Origin of the sequence: Allobaculum stercoricanis DSM 13633 (assembly GCF_000384195.1) — a bacterium.
In the GTDB taxonomy this organism is placed as follows: Bacteria; Bacillota_I; Bacilli_A; order Erysipelotrichales; family Erysipelotrichaceae; genus Allobaculum; species Allobaculum stercoricanis.
On the sequence record NZ_KB913034.1, the window covers coordinates 1,140,032 to 1,164,941 of the forward strand.

25 protein-coding genes are annotated in these 24,910 nt (G+C 36.6%); 4 read left to right on the plus strand and 21 right to left on the minus strand.

The genetic code is table 11. From position 1 onward, the window contains the following. Positions 1 to 85: 85 nt before the first annotated feature. From secE to ALLST_RS0105290, 11 genes are all read right to left on the minus strand, one after another. The gene (gene secE, locus ALLST_RS0105240; RefSeq protein WP_019893039.1) at positions 86 to 289 is read right to left on the minus strand and encodes a preprotein translocase subunit SecE; all 204 of its coding nucleotides are present in this window, start codon (positions 287 to 289) and stop codon (positions 86 to 88) included. A 16-nt stretch (positions 290 to 305) separates the two neighbouring features. Continuing rightward, a complete protein-coding gene (rpmG, locus tag ALLST_RS0105245) occupies positions 306 to 455 on the minus strand; it encodes a 50S ribosomal protein L33 (protein ID WP_019893040.1) in 150 nt (49 codons plus the stop codon). Between the two features lie 154 nt (positions 456 to 609). Then, complete coding sequence (locus tag ALLST_RS0105250) at positions 610 to 1,284, minus strand: sigma-70 family RNA polymerase sigma factor (RefSeq protein ID WP_019893041.1); 675 nt, start codon at positions 1,282 to 1,284, stop codon at positions 610 to 612. Between the two features lie 42 nt (positions 1,285 to 1,326). After that, positions 1,327 to 2,067 carry a 23S rRNA (guanosine(2251)-2'-O)-methyltransferase RlmB gene (rlmB, locus tag ALLST_RS0105255; RefSeq protein ID WP_019893042.1) on the minus strand — a complete coding sequence of 247 codons (741 nt, stop codon included), beginning with the start codon at positions 2,065 to 2,067 and terminating at the stop codon, positions 1,327 to 1,329. Next, positions 2,064 to 2,450, minus strand: a complete 387-nt coding sequence (locus tag ALLST_RS0105260; protein WP_019893043.1) for a Mini-ribonuclease 3 — start codon at positions 2,448 to 2,450, stop codon at positions 2,064 to 2,066. The genes rlmB and ALLST_RS0105260 overlap by 4 nt, the downstream gene beginning before the upstream one ends. Next, complete coding sequence (gene cysS / locus ALLST_RS0105265) at positions 2,450 to 3,793, minus strand: cysteine--tRNA ligase (RefSeq protein ID WP_019893044.1); 1,344 nt, start codon at positions 3,791 to 3,793, stop codon at positions 2,450 to 2,452. Before cysS ends, ALLST_RS0105260 begins: the two co-directional genes overlap by 1 nt. A gap of 80 nt (positions 3,794 to 3,873) precedes the next feature. Continuing rightward, the gene (locus ALLST_RS0105270; RefSeq protein ID WP_019893045.1) at positions 3,874 to 4,548 is read right to left on the minus strand and encodes a hypothetical protein; all 675 of its coding nucleotides are present in this window, start codon (positions 4,546 to 4,548) and stop codon (positions 3,874 to 3,876) included. Then, positions 4,545 to 4,709: a hypothetical protein gene (locus ALLST_RS11520; RefSeq protein WP_019893046.1), complete on the minus strand. Its 165-nt coding sequence runs from the start codon at positions 4,707 to 4,709 to the stop codon at positions 4,545 to 4,547. Before ALLST_RS11520 ends, ALLST_RS0105270 begins: the two co-directional genes overlap by 4 nt. A 244-nt stretch (positions 4,710 to 4,953) precedes the next feature. After that, positions 4,954 to 5,967, minus strand: coding sequence for a type I glyceraldehyde-3-phosphate dehydrogenase (gap, locus tag ALLST_RS0105280; RefSeq protein ID WP_019893047.1), 1,014 nt, complete (start codon positions 5,965 to 5,967; stop codon positions 4,954 to 4,956). Positions 5,968 to 6,372: 405 nt separating this feature from the next. Then, positions 6,373 to 7,233: a hypothetical protein gene (locus tag ALLST_RS0105285; RefSeq protein ID WP_019893048.1), complete on the minus strand. Its 861-nt coding sequence runs from the start codon at positions 7,231 to 7,233 to the stop codon at positions 6,373 to 6,375. 14 nt (positions 7,234 to 7,247) lie between these two features. Beyond that, positions 7,248 to 8,072: a hypothetical protein gene (locus tag ALLST_RS0105290; protein ID WP_156816568.1), complete on the minus strand. Its 825-nt coding sequence runs from the start codon at positions 8,070 to 8,072 to the stop codon at positions 7,248 to 7,250. Positions 8,073 to 8,496: 424 nt separating this feature from the next. Between ALLST_RS0105290 and ALLST_RS0105300 the strand changes: the two genes are divergently transcribed. Further along, entirely contained in the window at positions 8,497 to 8,994 is a 498-nt protein-coding gene (locus ALLST_RS0105300) for an Lrp/AsnC family transcriptional regulator (RefSeq protein WP_019893050.1), read from the plus strand. Then, positions 8,994 to 10,169, plus strand: a complete 1,176-nt coding sequence (locus ALLST_RS0105305; protein ID WP_019893051.1) for a pyridoxal phosphate-dependent aminotransferase — start codon at positions 8,994 to 8,996, stop codon at positions 10,167 to 10,169. Before ALLST_RS0105300 ends, ALLST_RS0105305 begins: the two co-directional genes overlap by 1 nt. 978 nt (positions 10,170 to 11,147) lie before the next feature. On the opposite strand, the gene ALLST_RS0105310 is transcribed toward ALLST_RS0105305, so the two are convergent. From ALLST_RS0105310 to ALLST_RS0105335, 6 genes are all read right to left on the minus strand, one after another. Next, positions 11,148 to 12,857 carry a phospho-sugar mutase gene (locus tag ALLST_RS0105310; RefSeq protein ID WP_019893052.1) on the minus strand — a complete coding sequence of 570 codons (1,710 nt, stop codon included), beginning with the start codon at positions 12,855 to 12,857 and terminating at the stop codon, positions 11,148 to 11,150. A 156-nt stretch (positions 12,858 to 13,013) separates the two neighbouring features. Beyond that, positions 13,014 to 13,280: a phosphocarrier protein HPr gene (locus ALLST_RS0105315; RefSeq protein ID WP_019893053.1), complete on the minus strand. Its 267-nt coding sequence runs from the start codon at positions 13,278 to 13,280 to the stop codon at positions 13,014 to 13,016. 111 nt (positions 13,281 to 13,391) lie between these two features. Next, complete coding sequence (locus ALLST_RS0105320; protein ID WP_019893054.1) at positions 13,392 to 13,838, minus strand: 2-thiouracil desulfurase family protein; 447 nt, start codon at positions 13,836 to 13,838, stop codon at positions 13,392 to 13,394. 3 nt (positions 13,839 to 13,841) lie between these two features. Further along, positions 13,842 to 15,278: a glycogen synthase GlgA gene (gene glgA, locus ALLST_RS0105325; protein ID WP_019893055.1), complete on the minus strand. Its 1,437-nt coding sequence runs from the start codon at positions 15,276 to 15,278 to the stop codon at positions 13,842 to 13,844. Continuing rightward, positions 15,278 to 16,405, minus strand: coding sequence for a glucose-1-phosphate adenylyltransferase subunit GlgD (gene glgD / locus ALLST_RS0105330; protein WP_019893056.1), 1,128 nt, complete (start codon positions 16,403 to 16,405; stop codon positions 15,278 to 15,280). The genes glgA and glgD overlap by 1 nt, the downstream gene beginning before the upstream one ends. Before the next feature lie 2 nt (positions 16,406 to 16,407). After that, positions 16,408 to 17,547 (minus strand): glucose-1-phosphate adenylyltransferase, encoded by a 1,140-nt coding sequence (locus ALLST_RS0105335; RefSeq protein ID WP_019893057.1) that lies wholly within the window; start codon positions 17,545 to 17,547, stop codon positions 16,408 to 16,410. 933 nt (positions 17,548 to 18,480) lie between these two features. On the opposite strand from ALLST_RS0105335, the gene ALLST_RS0105345 reads away from it, so the two are divergent. Further along, on the plus strand, positions 18,481 to 18,813 hold the full coding sequence (locus ALLST_RS0105345; protein WP_019893059.1) for a putative quinol monooxygenase: 333 nt from the start codon (positions 18,481 to 18,483) through the stop codon (positions 18,811 to 18,813). Between the two features lie 90 nt (positions 18,814 to 18,903). On the opposite strand, the gene ltrA is transcribed toward ALLST_RS0105345, so the two are convergent. From ltrA to ALLST_RS0105365, 4 genes are all read right to left on the minus strand, one after another. Beyond that, entirely contained in the window at positions 18,904 to 20,208 is a 1,305-nt protein-coding gene (gene ltrA, locus ALLST_RS0105350) for a group II intron reverse transcriptase/maturase (protein ID WP_019893060.1), read from the minus strand. A gap of 620 nt (positions 20,209 to 20,828) precedes the next feature. Next, positions 20,829 to 22,259, minus strand: coding sequence for a hypothetical protein (locus ALLST_RS0105355; protein WP_019893061.1), 1,431 nt, complete (start codon positions 22,257 to 22,259; stop codon positions 20,829 to 20,831). Between the two features lie 299 nt (positions 22,260 to 22,558). After that, complete coding sequence (locus ALLST_RS0105360) at positions 22,559 to 23,125, minus strand: hypothetical protein (protein ID WP_019893062.1); 567 nt, start codon at positions 23,123 to 23,125, stop codon at positions 22,559 to 22,561. 178 nt (positions 23,126 to 23,303) lie between these two features. Continuing rightward, positions 23,304 to 23,690, minus strand: a complete 387-nt coding sequence (locus ALLST_RS0105365; protein ID WP_019893063.1) for a desulfoferrodoxin family protein — start codon at positions 23,688 to 23,690, stop codon at positions 23,304 to 23,306. A 314-nt stretch (positions 23,691 to 24,004) separates the two neighbouring features. On the opposite strand from ALLST_RS0105365, the gene ALLST_RS11050 reads away from it, so the two are divergent. Then, positions 24,005 to 24,907 carry an RluA family pseudouridine synthase gene (locus ALLST_RS11050; protein ID WP_019893064.1) on the plus strand — a complete coding sequence of 301 codons (903 nt, stop codon included), beginning with the start codon at positions 24,005 to 24,007 and terminating at the stop codon, positions 24,905 to 24,907. Positions 24,908 to 24,910 lie beyond the last annotated feature (3 nt).

The following is a 24,910-nucleotide window of genomic DNA, read 5'->3' on the forward strand; positions in this document are numbered from 1 at the left end:
AGTCATATGTATTTTATTTAAAAGAAAAGGACAGAACTACCGGCTTGAAGCTGAGTCTGTCCTGTTGCCTTGCATGTCGTGAATCTTACAGAGAAAGGATCCAGCTAATTAGTCCGGTAGCTGCAATTTCACAAATGAAGAAGTAGAGTCCGAACAACAACGTGAACACAATGACCAGTGCTGAACTAGAAGAAAGTTTTTTAAATGTTGGCCATTGAACTTTTTTCAGTTCAGCAACTACAGCACCTGGTGCAAACGTTGCTTTATGAAGTAAATCTTGATCTTCCATGATATATACCTAATTTCTATTTCGATTCTTTATGCAAAGTATGTTTGTTGCATTTAGGGCAGAATTTTTTAATTTCCAAACGCCCTGTCTGCGTTTTTTTATTTTTGTCTGTTGTGTAATTTCTAGAAAAACACTCACTGCAAACTAGTGTAATTTTATCAGCCATTTTCAGGCCTCCTTTGCAAGATACAAGAATAACATTGTCAATGAGTCAAGTCAACGAACGCAAGGCGTTCTTCCCATGCGCATCGCGAAAATCGCCTTTAAATTCAATAGATCACGACCAATTTGCATTTATTCCATCCCTTCATTCTCATTTGTTAAAGAGGGGTCGAAGGCGGAAAGAATGAATTCTGTTGAACATATTTCCATTTATCAGACGCTTTACGAATAATCCGATACACCTTTTGTTTTGTGATATCCATCTGTTTGGCAACATCGCTTGTTGGATAACCAGCTTGCATCATCGTTAAAACTTCCATCTCTTCTTTAGATAACTGTGACTCTAGGCAATGAAGTACTGTTTCTAAAGTAAGATGATTAATGAGATCATTTTCGAATTGAACAAAGCTCGTGCGCGAATAGCGTTCCCATTCAACCATCGTTCCATCTTCATTGGTCTGTTGCAATGAAACGATTTTATCGCTCGGGATTGTCTTTTTGTATGTTTGCACACGCAATACATTTCGCGCTTTATTGACCAAATATTTATATAAACATGTGCCAAAACTAGCGTCCATATCTTCGCGATATAAATCGACTAGATCACAAACGATAGTATATGCATCATTCACCCATTCTTCCATCGTCATAATTCGCGACGGAATGCAAAAGCGGTGATAAATCGAATGAATTGTTGGCAGATATAAGTTTAATAACATGCTCAACGCTTCTTGATCTTTCATACGAGATAGATACAACAATTCGTTTGTTTGTTCTAAATCGTTATTTTTAAATTTATTGTTATTCTTTTGTGAAGTGATTAAACCAACCATATTCCAATTCCTTTGAAATCTGGTCGCTATATTGTTGAGTCTTTATTGAAGATTGTCTCTTTGATTTTGAATTTCGTACATCAAGACACCAGCAGCAACTGATGCATTTAAAGATTGTACTTTACCATACATCGGAATATGAACTTTGAAGTCACAAGCGTCTTTAACACTTTTAGACATTCCTTTTTGTTCATTCCCAATCACGAGGACTAAAGGTCGATCATACAAGCCTTTTCGATAATCTACACTTTTCTCATCAAAGTCACTACCAGCAACCCAATAGCCTGCATCTTTAAGCTTTTTTAAAGCTTGAGCCATGCTTGATACGCTTGCAACCGGAACACTATAAGCAGCCCCAGCAGACGTTTTGACTGCCGCAGGCGTTAATCCAGCGCCTTTGTGTTTGCAAAGAATTAATCCATTAGCACCCGCTGCATCAGCAGATCTTAAAATCGCTCCCACGTTATGTGGATCTTGGATTTCATCTAATGCGATCAAAAGTGGATAACGAGTGTTTGTAGAATCCGGCAATGAATTTAATAATTCATCGAGTGACATTAAAGCCATATCTTTAACACGTGCTGCAATTCCTTGATGAACGCCATGATCGGTCATTTTATCCATTTCCTTTTTGGAAACAGTTTTTAAACGAATCGATTTTGGTAAATTGCTTAAAATCTTTTCAATACGTTGGTCGCGTGCTCCGTTTTGAATATATAAATCAAGAATTTCTTGAGGATTTTCTTTGAGCGTTTCAAATACATTTTTTCCATAAACAATCATAGAAGGTCCCCCAATTCCATACATTGATCCAACAAAATCGCCATGCGATCTTCGTGATGATACAAATATAAATAGCCAAATAATGCTTCAAGTGCAGTCGCTTTTAAATACGTTTGTAAGTCGGAATTTTTTGCCACACTTTTAACATGTGCATTACGTCCGCGACGAACAATTTCCATCTCATCTTCGTTTAAGCATTCAGATTCAATAAGTTTTTCTAATACAAAAGCTTGTCCACTCGCGCTACAAATTTTAGCGTTGCGTTTTTGCAATTGATCCGCTTTGCGAATTCCGGCATCTAAAATATGTTTACGCGCTTTTGCACTATAAATGGCATCCCCCATCCAAGCTAAAACAACGGGGTTTTCCATAACGATTTCCATTAGATCAAACCTAATTCCATCAATTTAGCGCGGCATTCATCTGCTGTCGCATAATCTTTATTGCATACTGCTTGTTTCCAGTTGCAATAGAGTTGTTTATCTTCTTCGGATGGTTGAGGGAATTCTAAATCAATTCCAAGTACATAAAGCATTCCTGAGATTGATGCAAACAACTGATTAAGTTTGTCATAATCCAACTCACGTTTTCTTAAAAGTTGGTTCATTTCTTTTACTGTTGATTGCAAAGCAGAAATCGCATTTGGTGTATTCAAATCGTCTTCCATGGCTTCGATAAATGTTTTCCAAGATGCTTCGTCTTTTGGTGCATTCAAATCGAATTTATCCGCCAAGCATAATTGGAATTTAGCTTGGCTCATTGGTTTTTGGATTTTAGAGATTTCTTTTTGCGCATTTTCTAAAACTGTTTCAGAAATTGTCAACGGTGCACGATAGTGTGTAGAAATCATCATCCAGCGGCAAGCAGGACCACCAAATTCTTCAATCAGATCTTTGGCTTGCATAACGTTGCCTAAAGATTTAGACATTTTAACTTTATCTTTTCCGACATTAATCATGCCGTTATGAATCCATGTGTTCGCCAATGTTGAATTGCATGTTTGACGAGCTTGAGCCATTTCATTTTCATGGTGAGGAAATTTTAAATCTAAACCTCCCCCGTGAATGTCAATCGCTGGCTTTTTAAAGACGTCTTGAATCATAACAACACATTCTGTATGCCAACCTGGACGTCCTTTACCCCATGGAGAATCCCATTGGATTCCTTGGTCTGTTTTTTTCCAAAGCGTAAAGTCGAGTGGATTTTCTTTTTTATCATTTTCGTCAATACGCGCTCCCACAAGTAAATCATCTACTTTTTGATGGGATAATTCACCATAATGAGAATCAGAGTTTACACGGAAATAAACGTCTTGATCCACAACATATGCAGAACCGTTTTGAACGAGTTCATCGATAAAATGAATAATCTTATCCATTGTTTCCGTTACACGAGGAGTATAGTCTGGGTTTCTCGCCCCCAAATCTTTTCTCACTTGTTTGTAAGATTCGATATAGCGGTCAGTAATTTCTTTTTCTGTTTTATTTTCTTCAATTGCTTTTTTAATGATTTTGTCATCGACATCGGTGTAGTTTGAAGCGTAAGTTACATCGTAGCCTAAAGCTTCAAAAGTTTTATAAAGTGTGTCGAATACAACAATAGGCCTAGCATTTCCGATATGAGGATCGTTATAAACAGTCGGCCCGCACACATACATGTTTACTTTGCCCGCTTCCATCGGTACAAAATCTTCAACTTGTTGCGTATAGCTGTTATAGAGCTTCATAAATTTTCTCCTGTTAAAAAAAGGAAGTTCGCACTTCCTTTTAATAATATATCAAATTTTTAGATGTTCATCTTAGGATATTACCGACCTTTAAGCAAGTCAGAGATTTCTGATTCAAAAGGCGTACCTTTTAGATGAATTTCGGCTTTTTCAAGCCATTCTTTCATATTCGCTTTGTCGTTTTTATATGAATATTGAAGTCCAATTAAATATTCGAATGTTCCCGCACTCACGAGATTGTTTTCTGGAATATTTCCATTTTGATCTTTTAGTTTTTCATAGCGTTCTTTTACTTGATCAATATATTTTGCTTCTTTTTTTAACAAAATCGAGTGTTGCATGACTAATGGTTCAACTTGAGCAGGTGTACCAAATTCTTTGACTAAATCGATCATGTGTTCAGCTTTTTTAATTTTTCCTTGTGCGAGGTAGAAATAAAATCCGCGTTCACCTAACTGCGCACGCTGTTTACGATTCAAACGCATGTGGGTCATGAACTGAATCAGCTCATCCCCTTTTTTCATATCTTTTTTTGCTTCGTATAAACTCAAACGCATACTTTCACGTTCAAACGCAGAGAATGTCACTTTTGCGATAAAAGAATCTAAATGTTTTTCATAAAGAATTAAATTATCTTCATCTAAATCTTTCATTAATTTTGAGTAGTACACTCGTTTAACTAGTGGCGGTACAAGTAATACTAATAATAAGAATACGACCGCATACATTAAATACGTCCAAGCTATATTACTCATCGACTTTGCCCATCCTCTTTCAATAAATCTGCGAATTGGCGAAGCAATTCTTCACTCACGCCACTCTTTTTCATATTCTCGATATATGCCGCATCAAGATCATCAACGTCTTTTGTTAAATCATCTCGTTCGTCATTCACCAATCGTTCACGAATAGCCATAAAAAATCCTTTCTTATTATACTATGGTTTTTACTCATTACCATAAGCGCTTATTAGTAATATCATACTCCGTTTTGGATTAAATTGTCGAAATTGCGTTTGTTTATTTTAGTAGCATTTCGCACAATCAGTTTAATATGAAATGATACAAACTCATTATGACTCAATCATAAATGTAAAAAAAAGAGATCCGAAGATCTCTTCTTTTATTGTTATTAAAATTTAAAATATTTGCTGGCGAAAACTAGTTCATTTCAGCGAAGTACTTAATTGTACGAACCATCTGAGATGTGTAGGAGTTTTCGTTATCGTACCAAGATACAACCTGTACTAATGTGTTTCCATCACCAGTAGGAGCAGCCATAGTCTGAGTAGCATCGAATAAAGAACCGTATCTCATACCGATGATATCGGAAGAAACGATTTCTTCAGTGTTGTAACCGAAGCTTTCAGTTTGAGCAGCAGCCATAGCAGCGTTGATTTGATCAACTGTAACTTCACCTTCAACTTCAGCAACTAAAAGAGTTGTAGAACCTGTAGGTACTGGAACACGCTGAGCGGAACCGATTAATTTACCGTTTAATTCTGGGATAACTAAACCGATAGCTTTTGCAGCACCAGTAGAGTTAGGAACGATGTTCACTGCTGCAGCGCGGGAACGACGTTTGTCACCTTTTCTTTGTGGACCATCAAGAGTCATTTGGTCACCAGTGTAAGCATGAACTGTAGTCATGATACCGGATTTGATAGGTGCTAAATCGTTAAGAGCTTTTGCCATAGGAGCAAGGCAGTTAGTTGTGCAGGAAGCCGCAGAAATGATTGTGTCTTCTGCTTTTAATGTTTCGTGGTTAACGTTGTAAACGATTGTTGGAAGATCGTTTCCTGCAGGTGCAGAAATAACGACTTTTTTAGCGCCAGCATTGATGTGTGCTTGTGCTTTAGCTTTAGAAGTATAGAAACCTGTGCATTCTAATACTACGTCTACATCGAGAGCGCCCCAAGGTAAGTTGTTAGCGTCTGCTTCTTTGAAGATTTTGATTTCTTTACCATCTACGATGATAGAATCTTCTGTAGATTCAACTTTGTCAGCTAATTTGTAAGTTCCTTGAGTGGAATCGTATTTAAGTAAATGAGCTAACATTTCTGGTTTTGTCAAATCGTTGATAGCAACTACTTCGTAGTTTGGATCATCAAACATTTGACGGAATGCAAGACGGCCGATACGTCCAAAGCCGTTTAAAGCAACTTTTACTGTCATGGTCAGTAAATCCTCCTTTAATAACAAATTAATTATAAGTTTATGGGTATAGACTGTCAATCATTTAGACTTTCGCAAAGTTCATGAGGGTCATCTTTTCTTCTCAACAAAAATGTCACATTTTTGAATATTGAAAAAGTGCGATTGCTAGGGCATACATTGTGTTTCACTAAAAACCATTGAAAAAGTCTTTTATCCTAAAGAATTCTTTTTTTACACTAATCCCTCAAACAAAACCAGTCTCAACAAAACATTCGCTATCTTGGACGTCAACTTCAAATTGTATATTTCAGCATTTTATACACAAAAAATTCCCTTTAATGAGAACTCGTTTAGCTATATCGAGCAATCGTTTGAAAGGGAATTTTGCATTGAATCTCTATAAAAATTAGAATAATTTTATTTTTAATAGCCTACTGCTACCAATGCTTTATCAATTTGCTCCTGATTAAAACCATAATAAAGCATCTCTTCAGTCAATTTATTCTTTGATTCACCTCTACCATTTTCCTTGGCATATTTTACAGCTTCTTCTTTCCAATCTACATTCATATGATCTACCGCAAAAGTCGCATCTTCTATTGGGTATCCATCATCTGAAACTAAAAGTTCATTAATAAGATAATCTCGACCACAATGCCAACTATTAACTCTCTCGTAAGCTTTTAAAATGGCATTTCTTTGACTTGTTGTTAGTTCAATTGTATATTCTCGAGAATTTAGCTCTTTACCACACGATTTACACTTTTGAACTTCTTCACCTGGAGTGACAACTGCCTGTGCAGAAATTACACAATTCGTTTTAACTTCCCAATCTCCTGTTGTATGAGCGACTTTGTCTAAACTTTCAGAAACAGTTTCTTTGCATCTTGAGCAAGTCCCTTCTTTAAGACCGTCTTTGCTGCAAGTTGATTCTTTAATCGTTGTCCATTTCGAAACTTCGTGTCCTAAAGGCTTTCCTTCTGTTTTTTTGCAAACAGAACATGTCCTAGGCGTTTTGCATGTAGCCTCTTCCCATTTATGTCCTAGTGGTTCCCCATCTGTTTTTTTGCAAACAGAACATGTCTTAGGTGTTTCACATGTGGCTTTTACCCATTTATGTCCTAATGGTTCCCCATCTGTTTTTTTGCAAATGGAACATGTCTTAGGTGTTTCACATGTAGCTTCATTCCATTTATGATAGCTCGTATAAAAAATGATCCCTGAAAGAACTATTACCGCCAAAGTTGATAGGATGATAATCGTCCGTTTTTTCTTCTTATCCATTTAACTCTTCATCCTTACTTAGCAGGAACATCAATCATATAATTTGTAAACATCAAATCATAATTATCACTGTATGAATCAGGCAAAACAAATTGGAAAGGTTCGTTCTGTTCGATAGCTGGGAAAATCACAGTTCCTGATGAACTCGTTCCAGCCATCACCTCATAAGATAGTTCTTGTAGTTCCGGTGTGTTGTAAATTGTCATACTTTGATTGTTTTGATCTAGTTGTTGCCCATCAATAACTAATTTTGAAGAATACACTCCACAACTAAAATTATAATCTGTTCCATTTTTGATTGTCACATAGAGCCGTGTTTCATCTTTAGCGTATTCGACTTTATCCACTGTAACGACAATGCCATTTTGGTCCTGGCTAACTGCTGGAGAAATTTCAGCAATTGTTGGCGTAACAATATCCTTATAGGAACTTTTTGTTACTTTTGCGTCAACAATTAATGGACTCACTACTTCACCACCAAAAGAGTTTTCACCTTTTAAAGTGCCATCAACCTTTCCATCGACGATTACATAATCATTTGCCTTAATATCCTCTCCAGCTTCTGTGTGGGCAATGAAGTCCTGATCATAATTTGAAACATCGTGCCATATTTGAATTGACATTCTCTCTTCATCATCTTGCGGAATTGAAAAGACCTGGCCTGTAAGTTTTACATGTTTACCTTTGTATGCGTTTGGATTGTTAAAAAAATCTGTAATCTCAGATTCTTCCAAGTACACAACTTCTTTAGGCTCATTTGAATTTCCACTACATCCTGTCAATGTACCAGCGAGTATTGTCATAACACTCATAAGAGTAAATATTTTTTTCTTCATCATTTTTTCTCCTTTACTTCCTCTTATTTCTCTACAAGCTATATTTTAGCATAATGGTATTTGTATTTATATCATCTATATCATTTTATATGCATAATTAATTTTAGTCTTGCAAAAACTTCTACTTTATTTGTTATAAATCATAAGTTTTATATGAAAATCAAATCATAATCAACATCAAATTCAGTAGATCAAAAAAGTGAAAATTCTAACCCTTGGAGTAAACGAAAAAACATAGGCACCATTGTTAAATCGATACCGATTTCATTCTTATAAAGAGCGATCTTGATACCATACATTGTGTTTCATTGAAAAGCATTGAAAATCATATCGTTTTTGAAAATATTCTGATTTTTTTCACACATGCATTATAATGGTTTAAACGTCTGCATTTTTGATTCTTCACAAGCAGACAGAAAGGAATACTATGATTAATCAAGAAATTCTCGAACTTCTCGAAAAAGATGCTCGTCTTACACCAAAAGATCTCTCTGAAATTCTCAATGAGGATGAAGCAAAAGTTCGTGAAGACATCGCTCAAATGGAACAAGATAAAATCATCTGTGGTTATCATACCGTGATTAACTATAATAAAGCTTTACGTTATGAAAAAACTATGGCATTCATCGAAGTCGGCGCTCGTCCAATGAAAGACAAAGGATACGATCACACCGCTAATATCATCGCTGGTTATCCTGAAGTAAATTCAATGTATTTAATCACTGGCGATCATGACTTCATTTGTCTAGTTGAAGGAAAAACAATGTTTGAAGTTTGCCAATTCGTCTCTGACAAAATCGCTTGTATTGAAGATGTCCAATCGACGAAAACATTATTTGTTTTAAAACAATACAAACAAAACGGCGTCATGACTGGCGCTGGCAAAAGCGATCACAAAGATGACAGATTGGTGGTGAGCTATTAATGCTTCCAATCAACGAAACTGTTCGTGATTTAAAACCTTCTGGCATTCGTAAATACTTCGATTTAGCGAACTCTATGGAAGGGGTTATTTCCTTGGGTGTTGGTGAACCTGACTTTGCGACACCTTGGCACATTTGTGAAGCCGCAGCTGATTCATTTAAAGACGGTAAAACGCACTACACTGCCAACCGTGGAACTTTAGAGTTACGCGAACTAATTTGTCAGTATTATCAAGAAAATTTCGGCGTCCAATATAACCCGGTAAACGAAGCACTCGTTACGGTTGGTGGGTCTGAAGGAGTCGATCTTTGTTTCCGTACTTTATTAAATCCTGGAGATGAAGTCATTGTCCTCGATCCAAACTACGTTGCTTATGAACCAGCAATCTTAATGGCCGGGGGCAAACCTGTCTACATTACATTGACTCAAGAAAATGACTTCAAACTTTTACCTGAAGATCTAAAAGCTGCAATCACACCTAAAACCAAAGCCATCATGCTCAACTATCCTTCAAATCCAACTGGGGGAACGATGAGTAAAGAAGACTATGCAAAATTAGTACCGGTCTTTAAAGAATCCGGCATTTATATCATCTCTGATGAAATTTATGCAGAACTTACTTTTGATGGTCAATTCTGCACTCCTGCTTCTTTTGATGAAATCAAAGACCAAGTCATTATTATCAACGGCTTTTCCAAAGCCTTTGCGATGACCGGATGGCGTTTAGGTTTTCTGCTTTGCAATGCAGAGTTATCTAAACAGATGACAAAGGTTCACCAGTTCATTATTATGTCGGCTCCAACCGCTGCTCAAATCGCTGCTGTACAGGCTTTAAAAGAAGGTCGACACGATATTTTGGAAATGCGCAAAGAATATGAACGTCGCCGCAATTTGATCTGTTCAAGACTCAATGCCGTTGGCTTAAAAACAAATATTCCAAAAGGAACGTTCTACGTCTTCCCTGATATCACTTCCACTGGATTAACATCCGATGAATTCTGTATGCAGCTATTAGAAAAGAAAAAAATTGCTGTAGTGCCAGGGACAGCATTTGGCGTTCATGGTGAAGGTCACATTCGTATCTCTTATGCAACGTCTTATAACAACATTAAAATTGCATGCGAAAGAATTGCCGAATTCGTTTCTGAATTAAAAGAAAAAGAAGAAGCAAAATAAACACGTCACTTTAGAGGAATGTTATGCTTTGACATCAACTACTCACTGAATCAATCAACAAAAAAAACTGGAATTTCCACCTACTGTCGAAATTCCAGTTTCTTTCTTATTTTTTATTACCTGTCTTTTTAAAGCGCATAGTTGCTAATTCATGTCTATTTCAAGATAGACTTAAATAAGATATTTTGCTTAAATCAGAAAAATAGACAAAATAAAACGACTCCTTCGTATATGAAGAAGCCTTTTTATTTTGCCCATTTTCAAAAGGTGGATTTGTTCAAATCTTTGTCTCAACTTCTCTTTTTAATAGAAACAATTAAGCGATTGAATTGATCAAAATCCTCAAGCGAGTCACCACACTCTGCAAATCCGCTCCTGAATCACTTGCATTTTAATCTGCTTCACGAAAATGCGTTTTAAATTTAACTTGATTCTTTCAATCTTGGGCAACATTAGACACCTTAAACAAGATGCCAGCAAACCCAAAAAACGAATGTTTTTAAGTTTGTTTGCGTGTGAATAAGAATTGATGCCTATCCAAATGATACGTGTTATTCACATTTTCTGCCATCTTGTTAGTTCATTCAAAGAATTATTCCTGAAATGGACGTCGAGATCGCTTTCAAAAGATGCCTCAACACCAAATAAGCATCGCCTTTGAAACTAAGTTTACGCTCACAAGCAAACGAGAGTTTAACAATCTTAAATTAGGTTGTCAATCAATTCATCTTGTTCCGTTTTTGATTGTGATTGGGATCACTCAAAATCGCACAATGTGTTGGGATTATTTTGAATGCAATAAAACCCACAGGTATTCTAACGCGTTATATCTTTAACAACCACAAATATACATTGTTTTAGTTGTGATTTTTGACAAAATACCTATCAAAATAATGAAAACTCGGTTTTATCAAAACAAAGACAAAACCGAGTTCGACTTGTTCAATCTATATTCAACGATTCTATGAAGTTCAAGAATTATTTATCTGTTCCTGTAATTTCTGCCATTGCTTTTTGGAACGTTGCTGTTTTCGCTTTTGCATCAGCGTGGTCTGTCCCTTTTACGCAATAGTAGAATTTACATTTTGGTTCAGTTCCGGATGGACGAACGGCAATCCAGCTACCATCTTCAAGATAGTATTTTAATACGTCAGATTTCGTGAATCCTTCTAATGGTTTTGTTTCTCCATTTTCTTTGATCACTGCATCGTTATAGTCTTCAAAACGAACGACTTTTTCTCCAGCAATTTCATCTAAACCATTTGTTCTTAAATCAGCAAGGATCTGTTGGATTCTCTTCGCTCCAGCTTCCCCTTCTAATTCAACTGCAACTTGGCTTTCTTCATAAGTTCCATGTTGTTTGTAGAGGTCTTCTAAAACATCGACTAAAGTTTTGCCTTGTGCTTTATAAACAGAAGCAGCTTCGGCAAGCATTAAACAAGCTTGTGGAGCATCTTTATCACGGACGAATGGTTTAATCAAAGAACCATATGATTCTTCATAACCGAATACGTAATTCTTTTCATGTGTTGTTTCGTATTTTGCGACTTTTTCGCCAATGAATTTGAATCCAGTTAATGTTTTTTCTACAGCTACGTTATGGGCTAATGCAACTTTTTCGCCTAAATCTGATGTAACTACCGTGTTAAACATCACTGGGTTTTCTGGCATCGTTCCTTTTTTATCCATCTGATCGAGGATGTATTCTAAAAGAACAGCACCAGATTGGTTTCCTGTCATCACGACATATTCACCATCATGTTTAACGCCAACACCCATACGGTCAGCATCTGGGTCACATACTAAAATGATGTCTGCATCATTTTCTTTAGCATATTTTAATGCCAGTTCATAAGCACCTGGCTGTTCAGGGTTTGGTGTTGGTGTATTAGAGAAATCAGGGTCTGGTGTGCATTGTTCTTCTACTGGAATGCAATGATAACCAACTTCTGAGTAAATCGTTTTTACAGGAACGTTCGCTGTACCATGTTCGGGGGAGAATACGATTTTGATGTCTTTTTTCACATCAGGATTTAATTGAATTCCTTCTACTGCATCATAATATGGACGATCGACATCAGCACCAATTACTTGTACAAGTTCTTTTCTTACATTGTCAGAAATATCTGTTTTGATTGATAATTCGTCTTCGATCGCATTAACTTTTTCAATAACTTGTTCAGCTAAACAAGGGATTAATTGGCATCCTTTTTCATCATAAAGTTTGTAACCGTTATATTGTCTTGGGTTATGGCTCGCTGTAATCATAATTCCGCCAAAGCAGCCAAGATGACGTACTGCAAAGCTTAATTCTGGGGTTGGGCGTAAACTTTCGAATACATATGCTTTAATACCGTTTTTAGCGAGAAGATCAGCACAATCAAAAGCAAGTTCTCTAGACATGTGGCGGTTGTCATAACCGATCGCAATACCTTGTTTGCAAGCTTCTTCACCATTTTCTTTGATATATTCAGAATAACCTTGCGTAGCTTTACGAATTGTATGAATATTGATTCGGTTTGTACCTGGGCCTAATAATCCTCTCATGCCTGCAGTACCAAATTTAATTGTGGTATAGAATGCATCATTTTTTTCTTCTGCATTCATTGTTTCAAGAGTTTCTTTATATCTTGAATCTAGATTTGGGCTGTTGACCCATTTTTGATAGCGTTCTTCAACAATAGACATTCGCTAATACCTCCATGTTCTTTAGAATTATACCATTTTTATGTAATCGCTTCCTTGATTTTTCATATCTCATTCAATTTGTTTTCAAAAAGAAAACAAGCGACAACTCCCTACAAAAAAAGACCCTAGCGGGTCTTTTTCAATTTTAAAATAATATTATTCAATAACTTTCTGAGCTCTTAATGCTTCTTCGATAGCTGCGATAGCTTGTTCTTCGTCTTCACCAGTAGCGGAGATAACGATTTCAGCTTGTGTAGGAATACCTAAAGACATAACACCCATGATAGATTTCATGTTTACTTCGCGGCCTTTGAAAGCAACGTTAACATCAGATTTGCATTTGTTTGCTGCGTTAACTGCTACAGTAGCAGGACGAGCGTGTAATCCAACTGGATCAATAACTTTAACAGTAGTTTGTTTCATTTTTCATTTCCTCCCGAAAAATATTACATAATAATTTTAGTGCATAATTCGCAATTTACAACTTTTTATTCAATTCTTTCGCCAAAAAACTAAGGCATTACACAATTCAGGTCATTTCTCTATATCTGCAAGGAGTTTTACAGCAAATTCTTCATTACTTACTACAGGAATATTTCGTTTCAATAACTGTTGAGTTAACAAACCATTTCCTGGAATCAGCTTTGATGAAAAGGTTCCGTCATAGATTAATCCACATCCACAAGTTGGTGAGCGCTGTTGAAGAACGGCCAATTTACAGCCTTGCTCTTCAATCATCTTCATTGCTTCGTCCAAGCCTTGATTAAGTTGATTCGTAATGTCTTTTCCTTGTTTTGTGATCACCTGTCCGCTTACAAGTTCACACGGATCGCGTGGTGTACCTAGATTTGCAAGCATCTCTGGGCAAACAGGAACGAGTTCGTGTTGTTCTTGAAGAGCAGCGACTTTTTTATCATAACAACCTTTGTGATCGTAGCGACAAGGAATTCCTAACAGACAAGCACTTACTGCGATCTTCATCGTTTAAAGTAAAGTTTCGTACATTCTGTTGTAAATTTGCGCAGAATTTTCCCAAGAAACATCACGGTTCATGGCGTTTTTCTGCAATGCTTTCCAGTCCTCTGGACGGTTGTAGTAAACGTTGATGGCGTTGTTGAGCGTATTCATAAGCTCATCAGAGCTATAGTTCGCAAAAGAGAATCCATCACCAGATTTATCATACTCGTTATATGGATTAACAGTATCTTTTAAACCACCAGTTTCTCGAACAAGAGGCAAAGTACCATAGCGTAAAGAACAAAGCTGTGATAATCCACATGGTTCGAATAATGATGGCATTAAGAACAAGTCACTACCAGCATAAATGCGGTGGGCAAGGTCTTCGTTATAGCCTTGATAGAAGCAAATTTTACCTTTATTTTGATTTTCCATGTCTCTAAACACGTTTTGAATTGCTTCTTCTCCAGTACCAAGAATCGCCAATTGAATTGGTGCATTTACTAATTCTTGATACTTTTCAAGCATTAAATAGAATCCTTTTTGATAAGTCAAACGGCTAACTACACCAACGAGCATTACGTTAGGATTGACTTCAAGACCAAGTTCTTTTTGTAAAGCTTCTTTACATTTTGCTTTACCTTTAGACATTGTGATTTTGTTGTAATGATAAGGCAGAGCTGGGTCTGTATTTGGATTCCAGTTCTGAATATCGATACCGTTGACAATTCCCCATAAGTCATAGCGACGCATATTTAATACGCCTTCCATATGTTCACCATATTGAGGAGTCAAAATTTCTTGAGAATAAGTTGGAGAAACCGCAGTCACTTTATCGGCATATAAGATGCCAGATTTCATGAAGGAAACTCCACCGTCAAAACGGATATTACCGTTATCGAGCAAATAGTAAGGTAAGCCTAAGCAGGAATCTGTCATTTCTGGTCCAAAGTTCCCTTGGAATAATAGGTTATGAATCGTATAAACAAATCTGATTCTTGCATAACGAGCATCATGAGAATGCGTTTCTTTAATCATGCAAGGGATCATACCTGTTTGCCAGTCATGACAATGAATAATGTTTGGCCAGTAATTTAACTGGTTCAACATTTCAACTACTGCTTTTTGGAAATAAGCATATCTTTCGCCATCATCTTGATAACCATAAAGTGCATCTCTTTCAAAATACCCTTGATGTTGAACAAAGAAATAAGCAACTTTGCCGATTGTCTGAGAATAGATCGTTACAGGAACTTCGTTGTAGTTAATGTTTACGGAATAACTAGCACACCGAGTCAAATCTTTGAAGTTCTTTTCTGCGATCTTTTTATACATTGGCATGACGACTTTAACTTCATGACCAATTTCGGCAAGTGCTTGTGGCAAAGAACCAATAACATCTGCTAAACCACCAGTTTTAACAAATGGTAAACCTTCTGCTGCGACCATTAAGATCGATGCCATTAAACAATCTCCCTTCTGCCAATGTAAAGTGGGTTGTCATCATAGCCAGTAATTTCCTGTTTATGGATGACTTTAGCGTCTTTATCCACAATAACGTTTGTTAACATTACGTTTTCGCCAATTTCTGCACCTGGCAAAATCAAACAGTTATTGATAATAGAGCCAGCACCAACTTTTACGCCACGCCCAAGAATCGATTCGTTGACTTTACCGCTAATTTCGCAACCATTTGAGATTAATGCGCATTGAGCAGTTCCTTGACCACGATAGATTGTTGGCGCGGAGTCGTTTGTACGAGTGAAAATAGGCCAATTTGGATCATTGAAGAAAGCCATATTGCGTTCTTGAAGCATTTCCATATTGGAATTGTAATAGCTCTTAATATCCAAGATTGGGAATACTGGATAATTATACGGAATTTTATTGACTTTTAATTCGCCTTTTTCTGTTAACACATTGATTAAATCTGTCATCCAGAACATTGGAGAATATTCATGAGCCACTTTGATGAGTTCCATAAATTTCACTTTTGTCAAAATATAAGTGTCTAAAGAAACATCAAAAGTTGCTTCCCCACCGATATAGCGTTTAATTTCTTTGAATGCCCCATTTTCATCGGAAACAATTAAGTTTGCATTCAACAAGTTTCCAGGTTTTGTATTTTCATCATAGTGACAGCAAAGAACAGAAACATCTGCTTTAGAATCAATATGGTTTTGGAGTAAATCGTTGAAGTTTGCTTTGTAGATCCAGTTTACTGGAGCGATGATCACGTATTCATTTGTTGCATCTTCGATTTCATCGAGGTTTGCATAATAGCCAGCAAGGTCAGATACGAATTCGCACTGCATGCTTTCATTCATGACTGGAATAACTGAGATGTGGCCATGTTTATTATTGATATTGTAATGTCTTCCACTTCCAACATGATCAAATAAAACTTTAGGGTTTCCGTTTGTATAAACTTGAATATCTTGAATTCCAGAATTTGTCATATTGGAAATTGGGATATCGACTAAACGATAACGTCCTACATAAGAGAACGCAGCTACAGGACGATAGCTAGAGATTCCTCTAACGAAGATTGCCGGACTAGTAAAGGAAACAATACCGAGAGCGTTTGGCATAATTACTCTTCTCCTTTCACATCAGCAGCGACCAGTTCGATTTTCTTAGAATCTGGGCTTCCTACAACGGCATTAGCGCCGATTTTTACTTTTTCAGCTAAAATTGCACGATAAACTTTTGCACCTTTTTCAACAACTGTTCCTGGCATTAAAACAGATTCGATGACTTCAGCGCCTTCATCAATTGTTACTCCATTGAATAATACGGAGTCTTTAACATGACCACGGATGATTGCTCCTTGGTTGATGTAACAATGTTCAACTTTACCTGTACGAGATACGTATTGTGGCAATGTTGGAATATCTGCTGTGTAAATTTTCCATTCTTTATCGCCAAGGTCGAGTTGGTCGTTATGGTTAATTAAGTCCATGTTTGCTTCCCATAACGAATCAACTGTTCCAACGTCTTTCCAATAACCGTTGAAGTTATAGGCAAATAATCGTTTTTGTTGGTTCAATAAGTTCGGAATGATGTTTTTACCAAAGTCATGTTCAGAATTTTCGTCTTGGGCATCTTCAATTAAAGTTTGGCGTAATAATGGCCAATCAAAAATGTAGATTCCCATTGAAGCTAAGTTAGACTTTGGTTCTGCTGGCTTTTCCTGGAATTCTAAAATACGGTTGTTCATATCAGTGTTCATGATACCGAAGCGAGGTGCTTCTTCCCATGGTACAGGACGAACAGCGACTGTTAAATCAGCAGCATTGTTACGGTGTTCCGTAAGCATTTTGTCGTAATCCATCTTGTAGATATGGTCACCAGATAAAATCAAAACATATTGGGGGTTGAATTCATCGATAAAATCGATGTTTTGGTTGATTGCATCCGCAGTTCCTTGATATACACCAAATTTTGTTCCGTCTTTTTCACTAGGTGGTAAGACATAGACACCACTACCACGAGTATCGAGACCCCAGCGTTGTCCAGCTCCTGCATAAGCGTTTAATTCTACTGGTTCATATTGCGTCAACACACCAACTACATTGATATTAGAGTTTGCGCAGTTGGATAGAGGGAAGTCGATAATGCGATATTTTCCACCAAAATAAACAGCAGGTTTTGCGGTTTTGTTTGTCAGATCATACAAACGAGTGCCCCGCCCGCCAGCCAGAATCATGGCAAGCATTTTGTTGTTTTCCATATTTTTCCTCCTGAAACTGATTTCATAGTGATTATATCACTTACTCATAGATCATTCTCGTTTGAATTCTTTTTTTACAAGATTTTTCCAGCGCTCACAAATTCATGTTTTTTATTCACTATTAAAAGATTCACTTCCTCATGTCGTTTTGAAAATCAGAACTATATTTCTTTTAAATTATACATATTAGATATAATTTAAATTATTATGATTTATATTTTATCTTATTCAGATTATTTTATGAGAAAGATAAAAATATCAAAAATATTCACTCGTAACTTGACATACTTATTATTTTGTGTAAACTACATAATTTTAACGCCGATTTTCATTATTTTTTAGATAAATTTGACGCAAAAAAACAAAAATATTTCCTGTAATTCTTTTCATTTTTAGTCATTTTTTCCACTTTTTTTCATATTGTTTTTAGATAAATTCCAAATATCCTTCACTCGTCTTTTCGACCATTCCTCCAATCGAGCTACATTTCTATGATTAGTATAAAATTCCATAAGCCATCTTAAAATTATTTCGACTTGTGTAATTCATTCTACATCGCAATTGTTTTATCCTTAAATAGATCCGAATCAAAATTGTTCAATCATCTGTACACGCTTATCTTGGGCTTTATATTCACCAAAAAGTAACCATTCTTTTTTTGAAAAGCGATGAATAAAACCAAAACTTCTTGTTCACTTCCAGATCACAACTCGTTTTTCTTTGTAAAGTAAAAAATAAACGCATGATCATAATTTTTTCGTGATTCATATTTTTCCTTCTTAGAAAGTGACATTGCAATGGAATGTTCTTTTTCTTTAAATTTTTACAAATAGGCATGCTATCTTCTGATGTTCCAATTGTTCACATGCATTGTTTAGGTGGATAATTTGTGACAGTTAAGCTATATCGACTTAACTAACAGGAGGAAATTTTATGGCTATTACCGTCAATCTTTATTATCACGGAAAAAATGGCAGTGCTCGCAAATTCGCCGAAGAAATGATATCCAATGGTGTAGTTGATGCTATCCGCCAAGAAAAAGGAAACTTAAAATATGATTATTTCTTGTCTCTAGACAATCCCGAAACATTGCTTTTAATTGATAGTTGGGAAAATCAAGAAGCAATTGATCTTCACCATTCTTCTAAAATGATGAAGCAGATTATCGAACTGCGAAATAAATATGATCTTCACATGGACGTTGAACGCTATATTTCCGATGAAAATGGTGTTCCTGAATCAGATCAATCGTTCATTCGCAAATAGAGTAGAGGGAGACTATCTGTGAGTCCCGCCCCTCTCATTGCACCGTACGTACGGTTCTCGTATACGGCGCTACAGCTTTACAGTTTTATTTCATGCGTTATAAAATGATAAATAGAGATTAAGGGGATCGATCAATCCTGGTCGATCTCCTTTTCTCATTGCCAAAATATTTGGTGAGATCAGAAAGTTCACTGTTCGCATTCCTGCTGTCCTATATAGGCCTAGCCTGGAGTTGGCCGTTTGTCTGATCAATTCAGATTCTAAAGGCCATTTAGATATGCGATTCAATTTCATCAGGTTATCGAAGATTGTTCGTGGTCTTTTCCACTGTTTCAATATGACAACTCGGATTTTATGCCTGAGCCACTCACCGAACTTAGTCAGGAACTTTTTCATCGAACCAATTCTAAAATAGTTAATCCAACCTCTGACAATTTGGTTTACTTTTGTAAACACGTCTTTTAATGGTGATGCGACCGCTCTTTTTCTACAAAGAACTTCTTTGATTTTGTCATAGAGTCTTTGTTTACGGTCATTTGCCGGTTTTGCCTTCCATCCGTCTTTTCCTTTCCAAAAGGTGAAACCTAGAAAGGTACTTTCTGGTGATCGACATACATGGGTTTTAGTTGCACTGACAGTGAGAAATAGTTTCCTTTCTAACCAACTGGAAACTGATTTCATGATTCTATTCGCAGCCATTTCACTTTTGACGAAGATTACGACGTCATCGGCATATCTGCAGAATCTAAGACCTCTACTCTCTAATTCTTTGTCGAATAGATCTAGATAGATGTTGGCTAGTACTGGCGAAATGCACCCACCTTGCGGTGTACCGAGATCACTTTTTACGATCTTGCCCTCCTCAAGCACGCCTGACTTGAGGAAAGATCGGATCAGATGGAGAACTTCTTTTTCATTGATGAGATTTCGGATCAGTGAAATGAGTTTATCGTGATTCACTTTGTCAAAGAATTTCTCGATATCTAAATCGATGACCCAGTCGTAACCTTCGTTCAGGTAATTCAATGCCTGCATGATGGCATCATGTGCACTTCTGCCTTTACGAAAACCAAAACTACTATCACTAAACGACGGGTCAAAGATGAGATCGAGCACCTGGGCAACTGCCTGTTGAATGGCTCTGTCCATGACAGTTGGAATACCTAACGGGCGTTTCTTTCCATTAGGTTTAGGGATATAGACCCGTCTGACCGGTTGGGGCTTATATTTCATATTCAGTATAGCCTCAGTAATTTCTTCCTGATGCTTATCCCAGTAGGATTCAAGATCACCCACTGTGACTCCATCTATTCCGGCTGAACCTTTGTTCCGTTGGACAGCTCGGATAGCTTGATTCATGTTTTCTGATTGAAGTATTGATTCAATTAAACGCATGATGCGTCTCCTTTCTTTTCACAAACAAATTCAGATCATCCTCGTCCAGAGTGTCCCAGAAGATTACGTTTCTTCTGTGTTGGATTTTTCCAGATTTACAGATTACTGGTTTGTTATTTCAAAGCGGAACGCTCTGTAAAACCATTAGGGCCTTCAGTCGATGACTTACTATGCCCTCAGCTGACTTCTCGCGACAAACCTTATTTCGACCGAACCCGTATTCTTGGGCCACCGATTGCTGATTTTAAAGCATCTCGGAATATCGTCCGCGAGATCTCTCGGGGTAAGACACACATCTTTCACTGCACAACCTCCTGATTTACCGTCTTGGCGTTACGTTTGTCTTTTGGGCTTTGGTTTGTTATGCAACCTTACCCGCCATTTGGCCTTATATCAGGTTTCTGTTCGTAGGCTCGACAGCTTTGCTACACCGCTTCCTTCACCCCGGCCTCACGGCCTTCGGCTTGCGGTTTGCTACACTTGGCGACAAATACCCGTGGCCGGACTTTCACCGACAAGATGTGTGTCATGCCCGACACACATAAAGAAAAAACCAAGTTGTGACGTTCTTATTTCACAAGAACAGCAACTTGGTTTTCTTTTGATCTTTATACTTAATATTAGCGACGAATACTTCCTTCTAATAAACGGTTCAAATCTTCTTCGGCAATGTAGTCAAAGCGTACAGATGTTTTATTGATCAAATAATCGAGACACTCATCGGAATAGCCACAAACTGTATATACAGATTGACGGCCTTCATCATAATCGAGTAAAACTTGGTTATTTTGAACACGGTAATGTCCTGTTCTTTCTTCAACTAAACGATCATTGCGGAAGTCATATTCTTTGAAGTCACCATCATCCCAGAAACATTGGCATGTAAACATATCTTTTGTGAAGTAATGAATCCAGTTCCCTAAGATTGCTTCACGAGGAAAACGAGCTCTAACTTGCGTACGTTCGTCGCGGCGTCCAACACGAATTGTTTCAATTGTTTCTGGAGTTGTTGTTTGTGTATTCAATAACTCTTGGGCAGTTTTTGCTAATTTTTTTGAATTTTCTAAACGTTCTTCAACACTGCGGATAAATGATTCTTTTGTTTTTACATCTTCAGGCAAGGAGAAAGATGTATCTGTTTTTAAATCACTCAATAATTTTTCTAGAGCTTGCATTTGTTCAACAACTTTTTCGTACATTTCCAAAACTTCTTGTTTATGACGTTGTTGTTGTAACTCCATTTCTTCTTCGATTTCTTCCATTACAACTTCGTTTTGTTCCGTGTTTTTCTGTAAATCAGAAAGTAAGTTTTTCCAAATGTTGATATCAGATGTATTCATCGTGGCTGTATCCCTTTCCGCTACGTTATTTTGTTGCATTGGCATTAAAATTTCTTTTGGATCCTCTTTATGCTCAATACCTTCATCACTTTCCTGTGCTTTTGGTTTAGATCGTTTTAAAACCGGGCGAACGAGTTCTTCTTTTTGCGCTTCGTCATTAGGCGTGGAGGAATAGGTAGTTCCCATATTCACTTCAACATTCGAATCATTGCTTTGCAAACCATGTGGACGAATTAATGCTTCTGCTAATAGATCATGAGGGTTGATCGGTGCATGTTCTTTAATTCTTAAGTTTTCGCTTGCAGTGGTTTCATCTAATTTCATGACATCGCGCGCCACAATTTCCGCTTCATCCACTTTCGAATTATCTTGTTGATTATTCGCTTTAAAGACATCAAATGGTAAATCAAGTGACCAGTCTGAGTTTTGATTTGGAGTTTTATTGATTTTATTGGACATATCGTTTTGTTGCATTCCTTCCTGGTTTATCGTTTCATTCAATGGAGAATCCATTTGTTTTATTTGTTCAGATTTCGTACCTTGAACCAAAATCTCTTCCCTTTGTTCTCGCTGGTCCGTGATTTTGGATGTGGATTGATCTAAGGCTGTTTCGCTTTGCGCTGCCTGTTTTGTTACGTTGAACTCGAGATTCTTATTGCGTTTTGTTTTTGCTTTATAACGAGCTCTAATTTTCTTATTTGATTTTTTCACAGTTTTCCTTTCTGGAACCAAAATTTCATTTTTTTAGAATTCAAGATTCTCAGTATTAGGTAAGACAAAGTCTTTTGTCACCCTACATTATGCAAAGTGATTAAATTTTGGTCAAATTTTGCTGATATCCGTCCGCTTTCTTAGCAATATTCAACTCAAAAATAGATATTTCAATTTCAACAATCCTTACATGTAATATCAAAATAATAAAGATTCACGCATCTTTCTTTCGTTAAAAAATCCGAAACTCATCCATTTAATTCTGAGTTTCGGATAGATTGATGCCGTGCTATTTATAGTTATGATTTAAAAATATTACGAATTACAGTCACCAGACCAATCAGCATTAAAATCGCTGCGAGAACTTGTTTAATCGTGGTTTGTGGATCTTCTTCCATCTTTTCATTGAACGTTTGAATTGAATCAGATGCTTTGTGTTTAAATTGATCCAGTTGCTCAGTTGCGTTAGTCGTCAATTTCGTACCTGTTTCTTTAATTTGATTCAATCGATCATTCATTCTTTCTTCCCACTCTAATTGATCTTGTTCATCGATTAATGGTTTAGGATGAACGTCCTCTTTTACGCGATGCTCAGATGCGATCTGTTCCCGAATTTGAGCTGGTGTAGGTTCTTGATTCATCAATTTATTGCGAATACTTTCTACTCGTTTTTCTAATTCTGCAATTTTATTGAGTGCTTCTACACGTTCTTCATACATCTTCGCTAAAATTTGATGATCAATTTTCTTGCACTCTTCCATTGTTTCTTGTTGACAAGCTAATTCAGCTTCCTCTAATTGTTCTGGTGCATTTTCTTTTACTTGTTCGTCTGAAGTTTCTTCGATGACACGTTTATTTTCTTCCATATCCAAAGCCCTTCCTTTGTTCTTATTATGCGCAATATTTATGGGATTGAATACTCTTTCACACAAAAAGTTTCATTATTTTTATCATTTTATTTTCGTATCTTTGAACAGAGAAAATAAAAAGCACTCTTGACTCGAATGAATCTAAGAATGCTTTGTAGTGAATCAGATTAATTGATTAAAGTTCGATTTCTGCTTTCCAAAGACCATGGAGGTTGCAGTATTCGTAAACAGTTGCAAGACCTTTTTTATCTTTTGGATCAAATTCAGCAACTGGTTGTTCACCTGGAAGTAAAGTTGCTTTTTCTACACTACCGTCTGCATATTCAATCCAAATATTTGTAATCCAGTGGTTTTCAAGCATTGGGTGTAATGTAGAACCTACTTGGACTTTTACTTTACCATCTTCTAATTTAACTTCTGGTACGTGTTTTTCTTTTGCTGCATCTACTGCACCAGCAACTAATAATTTTGCAGGTTCGCCATTGATTGCAACTTCTACATCGGCATCAAGTGGTAAAACAACTTCTACGAGTTCACCGTTTGTTCCTTTAAATACTTTCATAATTGTTTCTCCTTATTCTTAATTAATTTTTTATACTTCGTTTTGAAGCATTTCTTTTCATGGCCTAATTTTCTCATGATTAGTCTATCCTTACTAGTCAAATACTCAAAATCTTTTAGATTTTTTTGGATCGATCGTCTCCATATTGAAGTTAAGTCTAATTTCTTCAATGAATATTTGATGAGTTTTGTATGTAACAAGCGATGATCTAGTTTCAATTGAACAAAAAGTTAAAATTCTTTTTATTCCCTTTGTTTTCTCAAGACTTTTCAAAAAAAGGCGGTATCATAGAAAAGATTGAAAGGAAGGTCAATATGTCAATTCAAATTCAGCTCCTTTCGAATGGAAACCTCCAAGTCAAAACTGACCAAGCAATTACTCTAGAGGATGTTTGGACAAAACTGGATCTTTCCAAAGAAAAGAAAAAGCATGTGCAAATTCTAAAAGGCGCACAATCTATCACAAACCCTCAAGAAGAAATCAACCCATCTGACAAAATCAGTGTGGTCATCGATGATACTTATGATTTTAATGAAGAAACTCCCGTATATTACGCAGGTATTGCGGTTGTATACGAAGATGACTGGTCGATTGTTGTCAATAAAAAACCATTTTTGTTAGTCCATGGTGATGGCTACAGCGAAGATACACTCACCGCACGTATCAATGCATACTTACAAGAAAACAATGCTCGTTTCCCTGCTTTAGCAGTCAATCGAATCGACTTAGAAGCAAGTGGACTTGTTCTATTCTCTAAACACCCTCTTGTAAAGTCTTATCTCGATAGCCAATTTGAAGATGGTACAGCAAAAAAAGAATACCTTGCGGTTGTCGATGGTCGTGTCGATCATCGTGAAATCGATATCAACAACCCTATTGCAAGAAATCGTCATGAAGCTGAAAAAATGATGGTGTTCAAAAAAGGCAAACCTGCTCACACTCATATTTCACGATTGAAATTATTTGATGACAAATCTTTAGTCAAAGCAAAGATTACTACAGGACGTAAACACCAAATCCGCGTCCATCTTGCTCATATTGGTTATCCAATTATGAACGATCCTCTTTATGGCATGGTACGCAACAACAAAGGATTGATGTTGCAATCGTATCGTTTATCTTATAAACAACCATTTACTCACGATACAATTTCTCTTGAAATCGATATGGATACTCGTTTTAAATGGTTTGATCCAAACCTTGCTAAAGAAGCTTAGTTT